The sequence below is a fragment of the Fibrobacter sp. genome (assembly GCA_024398965.1).
Taxonomy (GTDB): Bacteria; Fibrobacterota; Fibrobacteria; order Fibrobacterales; family Fibrobacteraceae; genus Fibrobacter.
Genome location: JAKSIF010000046.1, coordinates 1 through 18,121, shown reverse-complemented (window position 1 = coordinate 18,121; position 18,121 = coordinate 1). Strand labels below are relative to the sequence as shown.

The following is an 18,121-nucleotide window of genomic DNA, read 5'->3' as shown; positions in this document are numbered from 1 at the left end:
TTTTTCAGCAAATTCAACATAAAATGGCAGTCCTACACATTAGTAGAACATAGCCATAAAATTTGCGTTTTTCGCAAAAATTCGCCATGTAACAGCAAAAAATGTTGCAAAAAGGCCGAAAAATGTTTCAAGGAAACAAAAGTCCGTGCCTTTGAAACATAATTGATAACGTAACCCCTTACCCCGGGATAGTTTAAGGGAAAACAAGTGAGGTTCACCATGGAAAACAAAAAGACATCCAATCTCAAGCACGTCGTGCTGGTTACCCTGTCCGCTGCAATTGGCGGCTTCCTCTTTGGCTTCGACTCCTCCGTGATTAACGGTGCAAACGGGGCCCTCAAGGCACACTTTAATGCTACCGACGTTCAGTTGGCTTGGGCAGTATCCCTGGCTTTGATCGGTGCCGCTGTGGGTGCCTATTTTGCAGGGCGCCTGGCAGATTCCTTTGGCCGTGTCCGCTGCATGCTGGCTGCTGCTGCCCTCTTCCTGGTCAGTGCCATCGGTTCTGGCATTCCCTTTGGAATTCCTGACTTTATTATGTGGCGTGTGATTGGTGGTGTGGGCATCGGCGTTGCAAGTATTATCGCTCCCATCTACATTGCAGAAACTGCTCCCGCACATCTTCGCGGTCGTCTGGGATCCATGCAGCAGTTCGCTATCGTCATCGGCATCTTTGTGGCTCTGCTTTCCAACTATCTTATCGTGGTGAAGGCTGGTTCTGCATGTGCTGACTTTATCGGCGGCTGTAAGGCTTGGCAGATCATGTTCTGGGTGGAAGTTATTCCTGCAGCTCTTTATGGTCTCGCTGCCCTCCGTCTTCCGGAATCTCCCCGCTACCTGGTAAGCAAGGGTCGTCTGGACGAAGCCAAGGAAGTTCTTGCCAAGATTGACTCTGAAGGCGTGGATGCAGAAATCAACCAGATTCACGAAACTTTCAAGAACGAAAAGCCCGCAAAGCTCAGCGACCTTTTCGAAATGGTTGGCGGCAAGAAGCGCATCGCTCCCATCGTGTGGGCTGGCCTCGGTCTTGCTGTGCTCCAGCAGCTGGTGGGTATTAACGTGATCTTCTACTACGGCACCATGCTTTGGCAGAGCGTTGGTTTCGGTGAAAGCGACGCTTTCCTCACCAGCCTTGTTTCCAGCGGCATCAACCTGACCATGACTATTGCCGCAATCCTCTTGATTGATAAGATTGGCCGTAAGCCTCTGCTCCTCATCGGTTCTATCGGCATGGCTGTTACTCTCGGCACTCTCGCTCTCTGCTTTATCTGCGGTGCAGACGCTAGCGGTAGCCTGGTTGGTGCAAGTGGCGTGATTGCCCTCATTGCTGCAAACCTCTATGTGACCTTCTTCGCCGCTACTTGGGGCCCGGTCATGTGGGTGATGCTTGGCGAAATGTTCAACAACCGCATTCGCGCTGTGGCAATCTCTGTGTGCGGCTTGGCTCAGTGGGGCGCAAACTTTGTGGTCAGCTGGTCCTTCCCGGTTCTCACTGGCAAGAGCGGCATCGGCGTTGGCCCGACTTACGTGCTCTACACCCTCTTCGTCACCATCAGTATCTTCTTCGTAGCGAAGTTCATTACTGAAACCAAGGGCAAGACCTTGGAAAGCATGTAATCAGAAACTCCAATCAGAGTCCTCCTAAAAAAGACCCTCGCATCCTGTGGTGCGGGGGTCTTACTATAAGAATTGTTTTTGATATCGTTTATAAAGAACACAAGAAGTTTGAACTGGTAGAAATCGAGGAAGCTTACCGCATTTTTGAAAACAAGCTGGATGGCGTTATTAAAGTTGCCATTACCGCTTCGTAAAGCGATTGATGGTTTGCCCCTTGATATTGAATGAACGTTCTGAATTGAAGTTTGCGTTCTTCAGAAGAATGGAATTTCTATCACGAGTCATCTTCCAGGAATTTCCGTGACGCGTTTCAGAGCTCATTGATTTGTTGATGTTCAATGGTTCGGATTTTTCTGTGGAATCTCCGACCACACTGTTGGTCGCAATTCTCAGCAAATCCACACCGCTCTTTTCGCAGGTAAACCCGAAGGCCATTTCGTTCTTGGAAGCGCCTGCATTTACAGCCTGGATCTTGTAGCTCTTACCGTTTTCGTCGGTAATGGTGGAGTTGTACGTCACGGCATCGCCCGTGCGGGAAATGTTCATGGAAATATTAGCCCGACGCATGATGGTGCTGAAGTCGTCCCAGTTCCAGTCGTACTTGTAATCGAATGTTCCTGCGTTATCAAGAGCGTAGGCATCGGCGCGAAGCAATGTGGTCTTGCCATCTGCAGTGGCGCGGACGATGTAGTTGTCCCAGTTCTCGGAGCCGGCACCATTGCCGTAGTTCCTGAAATTGAATGTAATGTTAAAGTCGCCACTGGCTTTATAGTCGGCACTCTTCAAAGCATTGAAACCTGCATTGTAAACGCCTCCATCACTCAGGGTGCCAATAAATACGCGGTCTGCCTGAGAGCCATAGGCGATACGGCTTACGTCTAGATAAGCGTTGTCTACGCCCAGGTAAATGTCGTAATTGCCGGAAGGTGCGTTGGTAGCGGATACGCGATACACCAGCTCGTCGGCATCGTTCGTGCCGGCGCCGGCCAGGAACGCGTAGACGTTAATGACGCTTCCGTCCTTCACCGCACGGACCTTCACCTTGGCGTTCTTGAACATGGTCTTGAATTTTTCCCAATCGGTACCCCAGGAACCGTAGTAGCCCACAGTGCTTCCGCTGAATGTTTCTACGGAGTAGGCATCGGAACGCAGGTACCAGGTGCTTTCGCCGTTCTTGAAGGCCAGAACCCAGTTGTTCCAGTTTTCCTTTGCTTCGGTGTGGTTGGTAAAGTCGAACTCTGCAACGAAATCGCCAGATACGCTGACCTTGGCAAAGTCATCGTAAGCGTCCCAAGCTGTTTTCATATTGATCGTGCCCACAACTTTAGCGTCGCCATAATACTTGGTTTCGTTCACGGTTTCGGTCTTGGGAATGCGATAGCCCCACAGTGCGCGGGAGCCGTTCTTGTTCATGGCGGAGAAGGTGAGGGTAACCTTGCCAACGTCATTCTGGGACTGTTCCAGTAAAACGCCCTCGTAGGTATTATTGTTCATTTCGAAGGTGATGTACTGACGACCCTTGGCAAAATCGTATTTCCAGGTTCCGTTGTAAGCGCCTGTGATGGAACCGTCGGCGTTCAGCTGTAAATCCTTTTCTGTATTGATGGGGAATTTATTGTCGGCCTGGGCGTAGGGCTCGTGCATGATGATCTTGTAGGCGCCAGCAATCTGAGATTCATTGAAAGCTGTTGCCGTCATGCCGAAACCGGTCTTGTATTCAAACGGTGCGGCCACGATCCAGCCCATCTTATTGAAGTACAGCTGGTGCGTTTCTACGTTGTGCCATGCGGTGCCGTTATCCATCTTACGGTGATAAACTAGGTACATGGAACCGTCGTCATCGCGGAGCAGGGAATTGTGTCCGTCTGCAATTTCTGCGCTGCCGTCGGGCCAGAAACTCCACTTGTAATTCTGGATAATGGGGAAGCCGTATTCCGTGTTGGTGCCGTAATTGTAGATATACTTGCTGAAAAGTGCGGAGGTTCCATCTACGTCAACATAAGGCCCCTTCACGTCCTTGCTGCGGAATACGCGCATGGTGTAACCGCCATCGGGGCTATAGAAACCGTAGCTGATAAACAGGTAGTAATAACCGTTGCCATCTGCATCCTTGAAGTACTGGATGTAGGAACCTTCGCCACTCACATAGTAGCCGCCTCCCACGTGAATACCCATGTACTGGTCGCTGGTCATGGCGCTCTTGAAGGCGGTGCCCTGCCACTTGGTTTCGTACTTGTAGCTGTAATCGCGAAGTCCGGTGGATTCATCTAGCTTCAGCAAAAATAATCCGCCGCTCCAGGAACCGTAAAGCAACCACAAGATGCCATCTTCGTCGTAGAAAACGTTGGGGTCGATAGCGCTGACGCCGTAGCCGCCGTCCCATTTGCCCAGGTTGGTAACGCCGTTGTTCGCTATATAGTAGCGGCTATCGATGGTTGCGGAACCTGTCACTTTCTGGTAATCTGCGTTGGCGGCGCTTCCTGCCGTTTGGTTATCCATGCCGCCGTAGACTACGGAACCCACGTAATCGTAAGGACCTTCAATTTTGCTAGATGTAAACAGGATGATGGAACTTTTCCAGTCTTCGCCTGCCTCAGAAAAATACAGACACCATTTTTTCATCTTCTTGTTCCACACAATATCTGGAGCCCAGAAGTTTCCCTTGGCGGTTGCTGATGTGGTATGCTCAGCGTAATCGGCTTCCGCCTTGATAAGTGTGTAGTAATCGTCTGTTCTTTCGTTTCCTGTTACGTAGGTGGTGCCTCCGCGGGAAAGTTTCGGCGTAAAGGGAGTCCAGTCCAGCATATCCTTGGAGTAGGCCCCGCCATTCATGGTGCCGAAAATGTAGTAGAACTTTTCACGAGTCTTGCCTGCGTCGTTTTCCGGATAGGAATTGCCTGCAGCATCTTTATAGACAACAATTACGGAAGGATCGTGAACCGCAACAGAGCTTGCCTCCGCCTTGGAAGTGGCCGAAACCACAAAGAAAGTTGCTACGACTGCTGCAGAAACAGCAGCTCGAAAGCTGTTGAATACACCCATAAACACATCCCTTAGGATTTATTCATCTGCGCCACCACAGCGCAGAACCCAAAACATCCTAGTTTAAATATACAATAATGTCTACACTTTTGCAAATAAAAAGTCTACATTTTGTCGTTTTCCGCAGGAGGACTGCGTTCCCTTTCACCCTCAAAAATACCTCCACATTCCAAATATGTGGAGCCACAGACAAAGAAGCCGTCGCCCGAAGACAACGGCTTTTTTTACGAATTTCGACGTTTTTTAGCGTTTTACAGCCTTAAACACACCCAAAACTTTTTCGTTTTGAGAAATTCTTGCCACGTAATTGCCGCGCTTCAAATGAACGTTGGCTTCGTTGCCTATGACATTGAGTCTTTGGACTTGATTGCCCTGCATATCGAAAATGCTGATTGTATAAAGGCCGCTTGGTGCGTTATTCAGGATGATGCGATTTCCAAAAATTCTAGCGCTGAACTTTGTTGCGACTCCGGTGATGTTTTGGGAGAAGACTTGTGTGACTTCGCTGCTAGAACTAGACTCGTTTTCATCGCTGCTGGAACTTTCTGCCGGTTCTTCTGTAGGCTCGCTCGTGCTTGGACTGGATTCATCTTCGGTTACGCTAGAGCTTGACTCGGTGACGGAAGAACTGGATTCCGGTTCCGTCACGTTTGCAAAACGGGGTTCCCTTTCGCCGCCGATGATTTCAATGTCGGGTTTCTTGGGAGTGTCCATGTCCCAGCCCAGGTAGTAGTCCAGCATGCTTGCCTGCACATAGCCCTTGGTGGTGGTACCGTTGCGGTAGCAGGGATTCTGCATGTGGGTGTAGAACTTGTAATCGCTGGCAATGTCCGTGGTGAAAATCACCAGCTCATTGGTTTCGTAATTCACCAGGATGCTTTCTTCGCGCCAGTCACCGAAAACGTCACCGTGGAACATGGCGGCCCCGCGTTCGCTTCCGCTACTGCCGTAGATTTTCCAGGTGGTGGCCTGACGTTCTACGCCCTTGGTTTCGTAATTCCAATTTTCGATCTTGCCGTCGTTATAGCTTTCCGCGCCAAGGTCTCCGTCCCACCAGTAGCGAATGACGGGGTAGAGGTAATTGGAGGCGATTAGCTTATCGCTTTGACCATTGTAAGTTCCCTGGAAACTCCAGACTTCAAGGCCGGCGTAATTGGGGTCGATGTCGCCAACGTTTCCGCGGGCAACGTCGCACTGGCCTGCGCAACTTTCATCACCGTAATGAGTCCAAATCAGTTTACCGGTACTTGCGTTATAGTAGTATTCCAGAAGATTGTTGGGATGGTCCTGCTGGATGCCGTAACCCATCATTTCCTTGTCGCCCTTGTTGAAGGCTCCTACATACCAGCGGTCGCCATGAACTACAACAGGAACTTTGTAACGTAAGGTGCCGTCGCCATTGAGGGCGTAACCCATGTGGAGTACTTCGTCCTTGCCGTCGTAATCCACGTCGGCAATGCGAATCTGGTGGGCTTCTGCGCCACCGCCCTGCTTACCGGCGTCATATTTCCAGCGTTGAACGAATTTGCCATTCTGATAGCCGTAAGCCACCATCAGGCTGTTGAAACTCTTGTTGGCGTTACGGTTCTTGAACCAGCAAACCACACTGGGGTTCACTCCGTCCAGGTAGCCGATTTCCATCATGGCGGCCATGGGGCCAATGGAGATGTAATCGTTGGGAACAGGAGCGGTTGCCTTAAGAGCGCCGGTACGACCGTCCAGGACAGCGACGACCTGGGCGTTAGTACCGCTGAGAGAAAATTTCTTGCCGTCGCCAAAGGTAACGCCGTCGGCAATGCGAACGATGACTTCGGCGTAACCGTCGGAATCGATATCGTAGACGGTGGCACCATCCCACATGCCCACGTCCAGAGTGGACGCGCCCGGAGTAATGTTGTTCTTGTTGGCGCTATTGGGGCCCATATTCAGAGTCCACAAATACTTGCCCGTGCTGCTATAGGCTTCCAATTTCTGTTCATCATCGGTAGGGCGGTCCAGCAGATAATCGTAGGCTCCGTCGCCATCCAGATCACCGACCCAAACAAAATGAACGGTAGACCCCGTCTTGATGGGAACTGTGACGTATGGGCCCACGCCCTTGTTGGCGGGCATGGTGTAGCTTCCCTTGGTTTCCAGCTCCTTGCCGTTCAGTACCTTCTTTACGAAGTAAGTGTTGGCTTTAGTAAAGTCAGCCTTGCCATCCACGAAGTTGGTCCCCTTGGTAACAGGAGCGCTGGTAAGCTTTACGGTGTCTCTGCCGGCAACGCGATAGACATTAAAGCCGAGGCCGTCTTCATCGCTTGCGAGGCTACGCCAGGTTACAAGTGCGTTAGTGTTGTTCTGTCGGACGGCAACAATGCCGCGGTCCAGATACTCAAACTTTCTTGCGGCTACGGCATCTGTAACTAAGCCGAAGGCCATCATGGTGGCCATTGCTGTGATGGTTTTTCTTGTGATTTTCATAACCAAACATCCTTTGATTTTTTTTGATTTATCGCTTGATAATTCTTGACATTCCAAAGGTGCGTTTGCCCTGTGAAATGCGGATGAGATAAGTTCCGTGATTCAGCTGGACGTTGAATTCATTGCCTTGGGCATTTTGAATGCTCTTGACTTTGTTGCCCTGCATATCGAAAATGCTGATTGTATAGGAACCGTTGGGAGCATTCTTCAGGATGATGCTGTTTCCAGAGAAGCGTGCGCTGAATTTGGTTGTGATTCTAGCGATGTCCTGGGAGATGACTTGTGTATCGTCTGTGAAGTCTGTGGAGGAACTCCCTGAAGAAACGGTCGGAGTTTCAGCGGACTTTATGCTCCATCCAATCCAGTCGATATTAGGGCCGCCCTTTTCTGCCAGGGATTCCATTTCAAGCCTTACGGAATTGCTGAGGTTCAGAGGAACGCTTACGATTTTCCAATCGGTCCAGCTGCCGGTGGGCGGAAATTCCACTTCGATGCCGTTGATGATCATGTCGCGGTTAGCATCTGAGCCGTTGGCGAAGCGAATGTATACAGTATCGCCGCGGGTTGTGTCTTTTTCCAGCTTGAATGTGGCACGGGTTCCGACGCCGTTGTCGATGTTTAGGTATCCTTCGCCGGTGTAGCCTGCGTTTGTGGTTTCCTTGACGCCGTCAGCTGAAGCAAACTGGTCGCCCTGAATGCCGATGACGGCATTTGCGGGAAGTTCTGCGGAAGTTTCGGGGACGGAGCTTGAGCTTGATGCGATGTCGTCGGAATTGGTTGGGATTTCTTCGGAGCTAGAAGATTTTGGTACATCAACAGAACTGGAGGATTCCGGTTCTTCGGGAACCTGAATGAGGCCGCCTTCAGTAATGGGAGCCTTTGCCTGAGAGAGAACATCAAGTGCGTCGGGTTTCTTGGAATCAAAGGCAACGTGGTCGTCGCGCAGGTGCTTTGCCAGGTCAGGAACCTTGGCCTTGATTTCTTCAAGAATTGCTCGGGCCAACTCGTACGCGCCATATTCGCAGAAGTGAGTCTTGTCGCTGGCGGTGTACATGTACAACTTTTCCTTGTTGTTGCCTAGGGCGTTCTGCAGGTTGATGGAATGTTGATTCAAATCCAAAACAGTAACGCCCAACTTCTTGCCTAGAGCGCGCATCTTTTCGGGAAGTCCGCCAACACTTGTTTTCGGGTCCAGTTCGCCCTGGCGTGCAGTGGATGTAATGAACAGCGGAATGGCGCCCTTGGCCTTGATTTCATTGGCGTACTTGGTGAGGGTTGCTTCGTAGTTAGCCACATCGTTGGCGTTCTTCTGGTCGTTATGGGCGAACTGCACTGTCACATAATCGCCTTTCTTGACTTCGGCGAGAATCTTTGCCAGGCGCTTCATGCTGTAGAAACCGCTGGCAGTAAGGCCTGATTCCGCGTAATTTGCAACAGCCAGGCTGGATTTGAAAAATCCCGGAGACATCTGGCCCCAACCTGCCCAAGGTGCGAGAATCTGGTCCACTACGGTGGAGTTTCCGCAGAGCCACAGGGTGGTCACATCGGTCTTGGGCTTAATTTCCAAGCCCGCAATGGCGGGTGCCTTGCCGCTGATGATAAAGGTTAGCTTGTTGTCCCAAGTTCTGTAATCCTTTTCGCGGTCCTTGATGCTCATGGTAACAGAGCCGTCGATACTCTTGGTTTCCATGCGGCGAAGAGAAACGCTCTGAGTGCTAAAGACGCCGCCGGCAGTGGTGACGCGGTCAAACATGAGTTTGCGATTTTCGGCCCAGACGGTTGTTTCGCTTTCGTTTTCGCCATCGCCAAAGGTAAAGGTCACTTCGTAGTTACCCTGGGGGAGGACCACAGAGAAAATCATGTCTCCCTTGGCGGTAAGAAAATCAGTTTTCAAATCGTCATCCCAAAGGCGGTCTACGGAACTGATGGTTCCCGATTCAAAGCCATAACCTTTGGTGGCGTCGAACTTGGTTGTGGACTTAATTTGGGTGTAGCCTGCGGCAACTGGACCATCACCGAAGTCAAATTTGTAGTTGTCTGCTGCGTGGGCTTTTGAGAAGGCTACAATCATTCCGAAAGCTGCTATGAAAACTCCGACCTTGACAGCTAAATCGCTTTTAGAAAATTTTGATTCGTTAAACATTTCCAAACATCCTTTTTTCTTCGACCTAACCAGGGTCTTGTTTATTGTACTACACAATGTACTACAATTTATACTATAAATCAATAGGAAAAATGAAAAAAAGAGAAAAAATAGGTTGAAGAAGGCCTTTTTTATTGAAAAAATGTGATGAACTATAACTTGTACTATAAATTTTAAAGAAAATGGTATGAATTTACTACTTTATGTACTATATTATGGTTGTAAAAATTAAAAGGTCTATTGTATATGTACGCAAATATTTTTGAGTTTACCAAGTTCCGTAAGTTTCTCGCCGAGTATCAGGAACGCCGCCAGGCGGTGGAACCGAATTTTAGCCGTACTGAATTTTGCAACCTGTTGGGCCTCCCTAATACCCGCAGTTATTTCAACGACGTGGTTCAGGGCAAAAAGGTGACCGACACCATGCTAGGCCGCTTCATTGATGTTATTGGGCTCAAGGGTAACGAAGCCAAGTATTTTGAGGCTATGGTCAATTTTGATCAGGGCAAGACCGCCGAGGTCCGGGATGCTGCCTTCGCTGAAATGATGCGACTGAATAAGAATCCCCAGGCCATTGTCAATCCCGACGGTTACGAATTTTTTGGAAACTGGTACAACAGCACCATCTATGCGATCCTCGAAATTCTGGATGTGTCCGACGACGTAAGTGAACTTTCTGCAAAAATTTTCCCTCCGGTAAGCGAGAAGAAAATCCAGGCAAGTCTCGCCCTCATGCAGAAAATGGAACTGATCCGCCGTAACGATCAGGGGTTCTGGAAACCTACCAAGGAAAGCATGGCTACTGTACAGCAGTGCAAGAGCCAGATGGTTCTCCAGTATCAGAAGCAATGCCTGGAACTTTCCAAGCAGGCCTTAGATTCCGAAGGCAAGGAATCCCGCGATATGACCACCTTCACTTTTAGCGTTTCTGCAAAGGGCCGTAAGAAGGTGGAAGCTGCCGCCGAGAAGTTCAAGGACGTGGTTCGCAAAATCGTTGCCGCCGATACGGATGCCCCCACCGAAGTAGAACACATCAACCTTCATGTTTTTAGTAACCTGAAGAAGTAAAGTTTGGGGTTGGGTATGAAAAATTTGAAATTCGTATTGACGGCGTTCTTGCTATTTATGGCAATGTTATTTGCTGCCTGCAGTAGCGACAGCAGTGTCGCTGGCATTCTTATTGAAACTAACACCGGAAACAAAGTGCTGATCGAAACCAACACAGGTCATGGTATGGCCCGCGTCATGATTTCCGTGGATGACTTCGGTATTTCTGAAGGCGATACCTTGCAGCTTTCCTGTACGGAACGCGATACTATAGGGGATACCGTTTTCACATCAACCGCCTATCTGGAAAAGGTTGTGAGCGAAGCGAACATCGCTGCAGGCAGCGTTTCCATGGATAGCGTTCCCGCCCAGGATTATGACTCTCTGACCATCTTGCCAGTAAAGGGTGACGTACGTTCTATCGCCATTGACCTAAACGCCGAAGAAGGGGAGACCTATCGCATTGACGGTGAGGGAAAAATCGCGAACATTGTTGTCGAGCATTTGTCCGGCAATTCCTATTTTTCTGGATTTCTGTTTGTTTCTGTAGATGATTTCGGTTTGAAGACGGGGGATTCCGTTCAAATTTCTGGGCGGAAGGAAACCCTCTATGGCGATACGCTTGTCGTTAACGACTGCGAATTCACCGTGGTGGCGGATTCGCCTTCGGTGGCTTCGGGAATGTTGGCGGGCTTCTTTGTTCCGCAGGGCTTGTACAATAAGGTCACGATAATCTCCGGTGGCAAAAAACGGAATCTCGCCTTGAACTTTGAACTGTATGACGATGGCGATTTTTATCTGGATTCAACCGGGGCGAAGTCCGTAGGGGTTTCTTTCGAGGCCGTTCACGAAGGTGCCGCGTCCGCCTATTTCTCCATGGAAGATTCGGAGGGAGCCAAGGCTGGCGATACCTTGCAATTCTCGGCCCCGGTATCTCGCAAGCTGAAAGGCGATTCCGTTCTGGTGTTCACGAAATTTTTCGAACATGAATTGACCGAGGAAGATATCGCCGCCAAGACGGTTTTCCTGGAAGGTCTTCCCGAAGGCTATTACAAAGGTTTTGCTTTTAAATCAAAGGAATCCAGCGGTGGCGGCAGCAGGACTGAGTTCACCTTGAGCAAATACAAGAAGGTTTTTGTTTATTCGGGAGGCTTCGAAGAAGTTGGCGACGTGACGGTTTCTCTCCCCGAAGGATTTGAAGACTTGTCTTCCGTAGATGAATCCTTCAAGGACATGCCGTTCCCCGTGCGCTTCGAAAAATCCATGAACTTGCCGTGCCTTGTTGATGCCGACGGTAACGAAATCCTCCTGGAGAAAAGTTCCTCGGATTCGCTTCTTTACTGGGGGCGCATGAATCAAGTAGTCTTTTCAAAAGATGGCTCCATTAAGTTTGACCTGCTGAACAACTGCAACCGTTTTAAGGATACTGTTACGCTTGCACGCTACGCGAATCATTTTGATGATTTGGATGAGTCGATTGTTGCTGAAAGGTTTTCTGGTAACAAATATGTACTTGGAGGAAACGCTCTCTGGCTGGATTCTACAGATTCCTGGAAGATGATTGAAGGCTTTGAGCCCTTCGCCAATAACGGAACGCAGATGTCCGCCTCCATCTGGATCAAGGCCGATAGCGCTTCCCAGGCAACACCGGGCAAGAGCTACACCCGCATTCTTTCTGCTAAGAAGGATAGTGTGGCTTTCATCTTGCAGCAGCGCGGTAACCAGGCCGCCGTAAACCTGCGCATTGACGCACGCCATGATGGCGTTGGCGTTTATAACTCGGGTTATGGCACCGCCCGAATTCTGGATGGAACTTGGCATAACTATACCTTCACCATCCGCGGAGACAGCGTCTTTACCTATGTGGACGGCGTAAGCCACAGCAAGGACCAGTTTGAAAATGGCGGCGATTTCTCCACTTGCACCAACCCCGCCATTGGCGGTGATAAGCCCAATTTGGTGGGCGGCCTCGATGAAATTTTCTTCTTCGACGGCTCCCAGAGCGAAAACTGGATGCGACTTTTCTATGCTCTACAGAAGCAGGCAATGAAATAATTTTTCCAGAACTGTCAAATTTGAAGAAAAAATGCGGATTTGCCCCCTGAAAAGGGGGCTTTTCTTATGTACTAAATTTTTTTTTGATTTTATAGTACACTTTGTAGTAAAATTGATTATATTTGTTTTTGTGAAGTTGTAGTACATGTTGTAGTACAGTAAAATAAAAAGTCTAGGCGTTTTGGATTAGGGACCTTTGAACGCTTGGGCAGGGATGATTGGATAAAAAGGAGTAAGTTATGAAGTTCAATTTCATGAATGCTTTTAAGAAGGCCGCAGTTACCATGGGTGTAATTGCCGCCGCTGCAATAGCTCGCCCCTACATTGTGGGTGTGGATGTTTCCTGGGTTCTGGAAGATGAATCCTTGGGTGCAAAGTATTATCACGATGGCAAGCAGCAGGACCTGTTTGACATTCTTCAGGATCACGGCATCAATTTCATTCGCGTCCGTACCTTCGTGAACTCTTGCGTTGGTTACGCCACCGAAAGCTACTCCGGCGCAAATTCCAAGGTTTGCTGGTGCGACTTGGACCATACCATTGCCTTGGCAAAGCGTATCAAGGCTCATAACATGGGCTTCTTCCTGGACTTCCATATGAGCGACACCTGGGCTTCCATCGGTAAGCAGTATGTGCCTGCTTCCTGGAAAGGAAAGTCCAATGCCGAAATGGGCAAGCTTGCCTATGACCATGTGAAGACCACCATGAACGCCTTGATGAAGGAAGGCCTTCGCCCCGACATGGTGCAGGTGGGTAACGAAATCAACTCCGCAGTTTCTGGCGTTTCCATCAGCAAGACTGCAGAATTTGCGAACATCATCAACTCCGGCGTAAAGGCTGTTCGCGATATCGATCCTTCCATCAAGATCGTGATGCAGCATGGCCGTCCTCGTCCTGATGGCGGTTTTGAAAGCTGGTACAATAAGATTGACGCCAACATCGATTACGATGCCATTTGCGGATCCACTTACGGTACTACCAACAATGGCCAGGATTGGCGCGATATGTTCGGTCTTGTGACCAAGAAGAAAAAGCCTGTGCTGAGCTGCGAATATACCGCTGATCGCACCAAGCTGATTAACGGCATTATGAATGACTTTGGCGATCTGGGTTGGGGTACTTTCGTTTGGGAACCCACCCGCTACAGCAACAAGCCCATGTTTGATCGTGATGGCCAAAAGTACACTGCAAATGCTCGCCTTGATGAACTGGCTGCCATCGCAAAGCAGTACAATGCGACCCTTCCGGATTGGGTTGGCGCAAAGGCCGTGAAGAAGCTGGCTGTGAAGACCGCTGCGGCTGCAGGTGGCACCATCGCACAGAGCATCGAAGGTTCTGAAATTGCGGAAGGTTCCAAGGTTACCTTTACCGCCGTTCCGCTAGAAGGCTGGGAATTCACAGGCTGGACTGGGGATAACTCCGGTACCGCCAAGGATTACACGGTGGCTTCCCTCAACAAGGAAGTGAATCTGGGTGCAAACTTCAAGTTCGTAGGTAAGGACTCCTTGAATTACGAAGCTGAAAATTCCGTCTTCAATAAGACTGTACTTGAAAGTACTCATGTGGGCTTCTCTGGCAAGGGCTACGCAAATCTGGATAACGCTGTAGGTTCTTCCATTACGATTCCGGTTTGCATGTCCAAGGAAGGGGATCAGAAGGTTCGTATCACCTATGCAAATGGCTCCACCAAGGATCGCCCGGTAAGTATTTCCGTCAATGGCGTGGAACAGATTAAGTCTGAAAGCTTTGGTTCTACCGGTGAATGGACTGATTGGACAACCAAGGATATTACCCTCAAGCTGCCTGCCGGAGTGAGCAATATTACCTTCACTTCCACTACAGCGGATGGTGGCCCCAATATGGATAAGATTCAATTTGTGGTCGCCTCCATTCCGGAAGTAGTTGTACCTGCCGATCAAGAAAATAAAGATCCTGAAGTTAAGGAACCTGCAGAACAGGATTCTACAGCAAAGGATCCGGGAACCACTCCTGCTGATTCCGAAAATAAGAATCCGGAAGTAGATACTCCTGAAACTCCGGCTGATTCTAATTCATCCACAGCAATTGCTGCCCGCCGCATTGAACAGGCTCGCTCTGCACTCCGCTTGCGTAATGATGGTCGAATCTTCTTCGTGAACGGCAGGAGCGCAAACAGCTTGCAGCGTCGTGCTTCTAGAATCAAGGTTTACAGCAAGTAACTTCTATACAAACCAAAACCAAACAGGAGCGTAAGTCTAATTCGAAAATTTCGGAGGTGACTTACGCTTTTTTTCAAAAAATTTCATGAGAGAATATATGGCTAAGTTGAATTTAAAGATGAGCTTGTCTGTTGCGGCCATTGCGCTTTTGTCTCAGGCAGTCATGGCTTCCGTTTACTATGTCGCTCCTACCGGAAATGATTCTAACGCTGGTTCCAAGGACAAGCCTTTTGCGTCCTTGAAAAAGGCGAATTCCAAGGTGGTTGCTGGTGATACCGTGTGGATTCGCGGCGGTACCTACATGCATACGGATACCACTTACGTGAAGAATGACAATATGTTCGCAGGCATTCACTTGACTAAGAGTGGTGTCAGCGACAATAATCGTATTCATTACCTGGCTTATCCTGGCGAGGTTCCTGTGTTTGACTTTAGCAAGATGCCCATTGCCAACGGAACCAATAACGTTCGCTATACCAATGGCGTATTGATCCAGGCTCAGTATCTTCACCTGAAGGGGCTTGAATTCAAAAATGTTCCCATGAAGGGTGAATCCAATGTGGGTGTGTACGTTTCCCGTAGTAAGCATATCTTTCTGGAATTGATCAACAGTCATCATCACGGCGGATCCGGATTCTTCGTAAATGAAAAAGGTTCTGGAAGTGGTGGCGGCCATCTGTTCTTGAACTGCGATAGTCACGACAACTACGACCCTAATGGCCGTCAGGGTGATGGTCAGAATGCAGATGGTTTTGGCGTTCATTACCAAAGTGGCGGTGACACCACAAAGTTTATCGGGTGTCGCGCCTGGTGGAATAGTGACGATGGCTGGGATTTCATTAGCCAGGAATTCCCGGTTGTGATTGAGAATAGCTGGGCCATGGGACACGGCTACAGTAATTATGGTACTGGCAAGCCTAAGGATGGAAACGGTAACGGATTCAAGGCAGGCAGCAGCAAGACCGGCGTTCGTCACACCATCAGAAATTGCGTGGCTTGGAAGAACAAGGCTTCCGGTTTTTATGCTAACCACAGCAGTGGCGGTAACGATTGGCTGAACAATACAGCTTACATGAACGGTTCCGCTTTCAATATGTGGGCAAGTACCTGGGATGCTACGGGCAACCGTACCGATGGCGTTGTGTTGAAGGGGGACAAGGCTCACGTCATGAAGAATAACATCGCCTATCCCAACAAGACGTCTTACATCGGCGGGGAATATGCTGCTGGCGAATACAATACCTGGAACCTGAACCTGACGGCGACCAATGCAGATTTTGTTAGCGTTGACGATCCCAGCATGACGGTGACTGGAAAACCTCTGGAACCTCTTGGCGGCGCTTTCGGCCCCCGCAAGGCTGACGGTAGCCTGCCAGATATCGATTTCCTGAAACTTTCTCCCAAGAGTCAGTTTATTGATAGGGGCGTCAACGTGAAGTTGCCTTACGAAGGTAAGGCCCCCGACTTGGGTGCTTATGAATACAAGGCCTATGTGGAACCTGTCGTTACTAGCAGTTCCTCTAGTGCAATAAACAGCAACTCTAGCTCTTCCAGCAGTAATGTTACTGAACCGACATCTTCTAGCAGTTCCGCGATTTTCAGTAGTTCTGTTGGGTCCAGCAGCTCCATTGAATCTAGCAGCTCGATTGATGATGTGTTAATTAGTTCATCATCGGAATCTGCAGATTCCGTTACGGCAATTCGCCGCATGGGTAATGCCCGTGATGCATTTGGGTTACGCAATGGTGGCCGTTCTTTCTTCGTGAACGGCAGAAGCGCAAACAGCTTGCAACGACGTGCTTCTAGAATCAAAATTTATGGCAAGTAAAGCTGTTGCGATATGAATAAATAAACGTCAGTCCATAAAGGCTGACGTTTTTTATTGACTTAGAGTAGACTCTAAATCTTATATTTGATGTTGAGCGAAAGAAAAATTTATTGCAAGACTCAAAATGGACGAACTTCATTATAGGTTAGAAAACCTCAAGACTTATTTGAAAAATTGTGGCAGCGTTGCTGTTGCTTTTTCGGCTGGTGTGGATTCTACTTTTTTGTTGAAGGTGGCCCATGATGTTCTTGGCGAAAAGGCTGTAGCCATTACGGCAAAATCCAGGGTGATTCCAGGTCGTGAAATTCAGGAAGCGGTTGAGTTTTGCAAGTTCGAAAATATCCGTCATGAAATTCTTGATTTTGACGAAATGGCGGTGGAGGGCTTCAAGGAGAATCCGGCTGATCGCTGCTATGTCTGTAAGCGGGCCATATTCAGTGCCATTTTGCAGTGTGCGTCGGATCTAGGAATCAGTGTAGTTTGTGAGGGATCCAACGTCGATGACCTAGGGGATTACCGCCCGGGATTGAAGGCTATAGCAGAACTTGGTGTCAAGAGCCCGCTCCGTGAGGCGGGCCTCACCAAGGCAGGCATCCGCGCGTTGTCTCGAGAACTTGGGCTTCCGACGGCATCCAAGCCTTCCTTTGCCTGCCTTGCCAGCCGCATTCCCTACGGCGAACAGATTACAGAAGAAAAATTGCGACTGGTGGAGCGGGCCGAGCAGTATCTGCAGGATTTGGGTTTTGTTCAATATCGTGTTCGTTGCCGTCTTGTTCCGCAAAAATCGCCTGCTGCAGAAACCTATATGGCTAGCATAGAAATCCTTCCAGACCAGTTCCCGCTTTTCAACAAAAATCAGGCTGAGATTCGTTCCTGTTTTACAAATCTTGGTTTCAAGGAAATTTCCTTGGATGAACGAGGCTACCGTACCGGAAGCTTGAACGAAGCCTTGGCGAAATAGAAATTTTTTGGCTCTTTTTTTTCAAAAAAAATTAAAAAGGGCTTGTCTTAGAGTTAACTCTAGGTGGTATATTTAGAACAAACAATATCTTCGCACGTCGAAAAAGAGGAGTACTTATGTGCTGTTTTGTCGCACCCATGGCTGAAGCCATCATCACCACTGTCACCACCATCGTTTTGGAACAGACAGACAAGTCTGCCAAGCAGGCTGGTGAACTTCAGGTTGCCACCAAGAAGCAGGCCATCTGCAAGAACTTGAAAGTTCTTTCCAAGATGCTTTGGGGCGGTTCTGTTCTGCTGGCTTTTGAACATGTCTGGCACGGCGAACTGCAGGCTTTCTATCCGTTTTTGACAGCGGCTTCCAGCCCCGAGGCAATGAGCCAGATGTGGCATGAAGTCGCTACCGTGGGTACATCCATGGCGGGTCTTGTTACAGTAGCCTGGGCCGCTCTCATGGCAGTCCGCAGCAAGTTCCACAAAGCCGTACCCGCAGAAGTTCCTGCTGTAGTTGAGGATCACAAGTAATGACTCTGCTCGTAACTGTTTTTGCGGCGATTATCTGCACCGCCCTTTGGTACCGCGATGTTGAGAACAAGATGCGTCTTTCTCCCTTGTGCTACATGTATTGGGGCGCATCCCTCATGTGGTTCGTGGATGCCATTTTTGAATATGCAGAACTTCGCGCTGAATTTTTCACCCCAGCTGCAGGCGATATGCTGAATGACGCCTTCCTGGGATTCTCTGCCGTGGCATTTGGCCTGGTGATTT

Annotated in this window: 11 protein-coding genes; 8 read left to right on the top strand and 3 right to left on the bottom strand. The window is 49.2% G+C overall.

Features of this window, described 5'->3' with window-relative positions; translation table 11 throughout:
* The first annotated feature begins 219 nt into the window (after nt 1-219).
* The gene (locus MJZ26_12575; protein ID MCQ2106615.1) at nt 220-1,617 is read left to right on the top strand and encodes a sugar porter family MFS transporter; all 1,398 of its coding nucleotides are present in this window, start codon (nt 220-222) and stop codon (nt 1,615-1,617) included.
* Nucleotides 1,618-1,797: 180 nt separating this feature from the next.
* Here the strand turns inward: MJZ26_12575 and MJZ26_12570 are convergent, their stop codons facing one another.
* From MJZ26_12570 to MJZ26_12560, 3 genes are all read right to left on the bottom strand, one after another.
* Nucleotides 1,798-4,659 (bottom strand): glycoside hydrolase family 43 protein, encoded by a 2,862-nt coding sequence (locus MJZ26_12570; GenBank protein ID MCQ2106614.1) that lies wholly within the window; start codon nt 4,657-4,659, stop codon nt 1,798-1,800.
* Nucleotides 4,660-4,902: 243 nt separating this feature from the next.
* On the bottom strand, nt 4,903-7,122 hold the full coding sequence (locus MJZ26_12565) for a hypothetical protein (GenBank protein MCQ2106613.1): 2,220 nt from the start codon (nt 7,120-7,122) through the stop codon (nt 4,903-4,905).
* Between the two features lie 28 nt (nt 7,123-7,150).
* Nucleotides 7,151-9,193 carry a T9SS type A sorting domain-containing protein gene (locus MJZ26_12560; GenBank protein ID MCQ2106612.1) on the bottom strand — a complete coding sequence of 681 codons (2,043 nt, stop codon included), beginning with the start codon at nt 9,191-9,193 and terminating at the stop codon, nt 7,151-7,153.
* 318 nt (nt 9,194-9,511) lie between these two features.
* Here MJZ26_12560 and MJZ26_12555 point away from each other — a divergent pair, with 318 nt between their 5' ends.
* From MJZ26_12555 to MJZ26_12525, 7 genes are all read left to right on the top strand, one after another.
* The gene (locus MJZ26_12555; protein MCQ2106611.1) at nt 9,512-10,333 is read left to right on the top strand and encodes a TIGR02147 family protein; all 822 of its coding nucleotides are present in this window, start codon (nt 9,512-9,514) and stop codon (nt 10,331-10,333) included.
* Nucleotides 10,334-10,348: 15 nt separating this feature from the next.
* Complete coding sequence (locus MJZ26_12550) at nt 10,349-12,367, top strand: LamG domain-containing protein (GenBank protein ID MCQ2106610.1); 2,019 nt, start codon at nt 10,349-10,351, stop codon at nt 12,365-12,367.
* Nucleotides 12,368-12,606: 239 nt separating this feature from the next.
* Nucleotides 12,607-14,565 (top strand): glycosyl hydrolase 53 family protein, encoded by a 1,959-nt coding sequence (locus MJZ26_12545; GenBank protein ID MCQ2106609.1) that lies wholly within the window; start codon nt 12,607-12,609, stop codon nt 14,563-14,565.
* Between the two features lie 97 nt (nt 14,566-14,662).
* A complete protein-coding gene (locus MJZ26_12540; protein MCQ2106608.1) occupies nt 14,663-16,393 on the top strand; it encodes a right-handed parallel beta-helix repeat-containing protein in 1,731 nt (576 codons plus the stop codon).
* A 124-nt stretch (nt 16,394-16,517) separates the two neighbouring features.
* Complete coding sequence (larE, locus tag MJZ26_12535) at nt 16,518-17,354, top strand: ATP-dependent sacrificial sulfur transferase LarE (protein ID MCQ2106607.1); 837 nt, start codon at nt 16,518-16,520, stop codon at nt 17,352-17,354.
* A 116-nt stretch (nt 17,355-17,470) separates the two neighbouring features.
* Nucleotides 17,471-17,878, top strand: coding sequence for a hypothetical protein (locus MJZ26_12530; protein MCQ2106606.1), 408 nt, complete (start codon nt 17,471-17,473; stop codon nt 17,876-17,878).
* Nucleotides 17,878-18,121 (top strand): hypothetical protein (locus tag MJZ26_12525; protein ID MCQ2106605.1); only part of this gene is annotated, 244 nt, incomplete at its 3' end. The genes MJZ26_12530 and MJZ26_12525, both read left to right, overlap by 1 nt.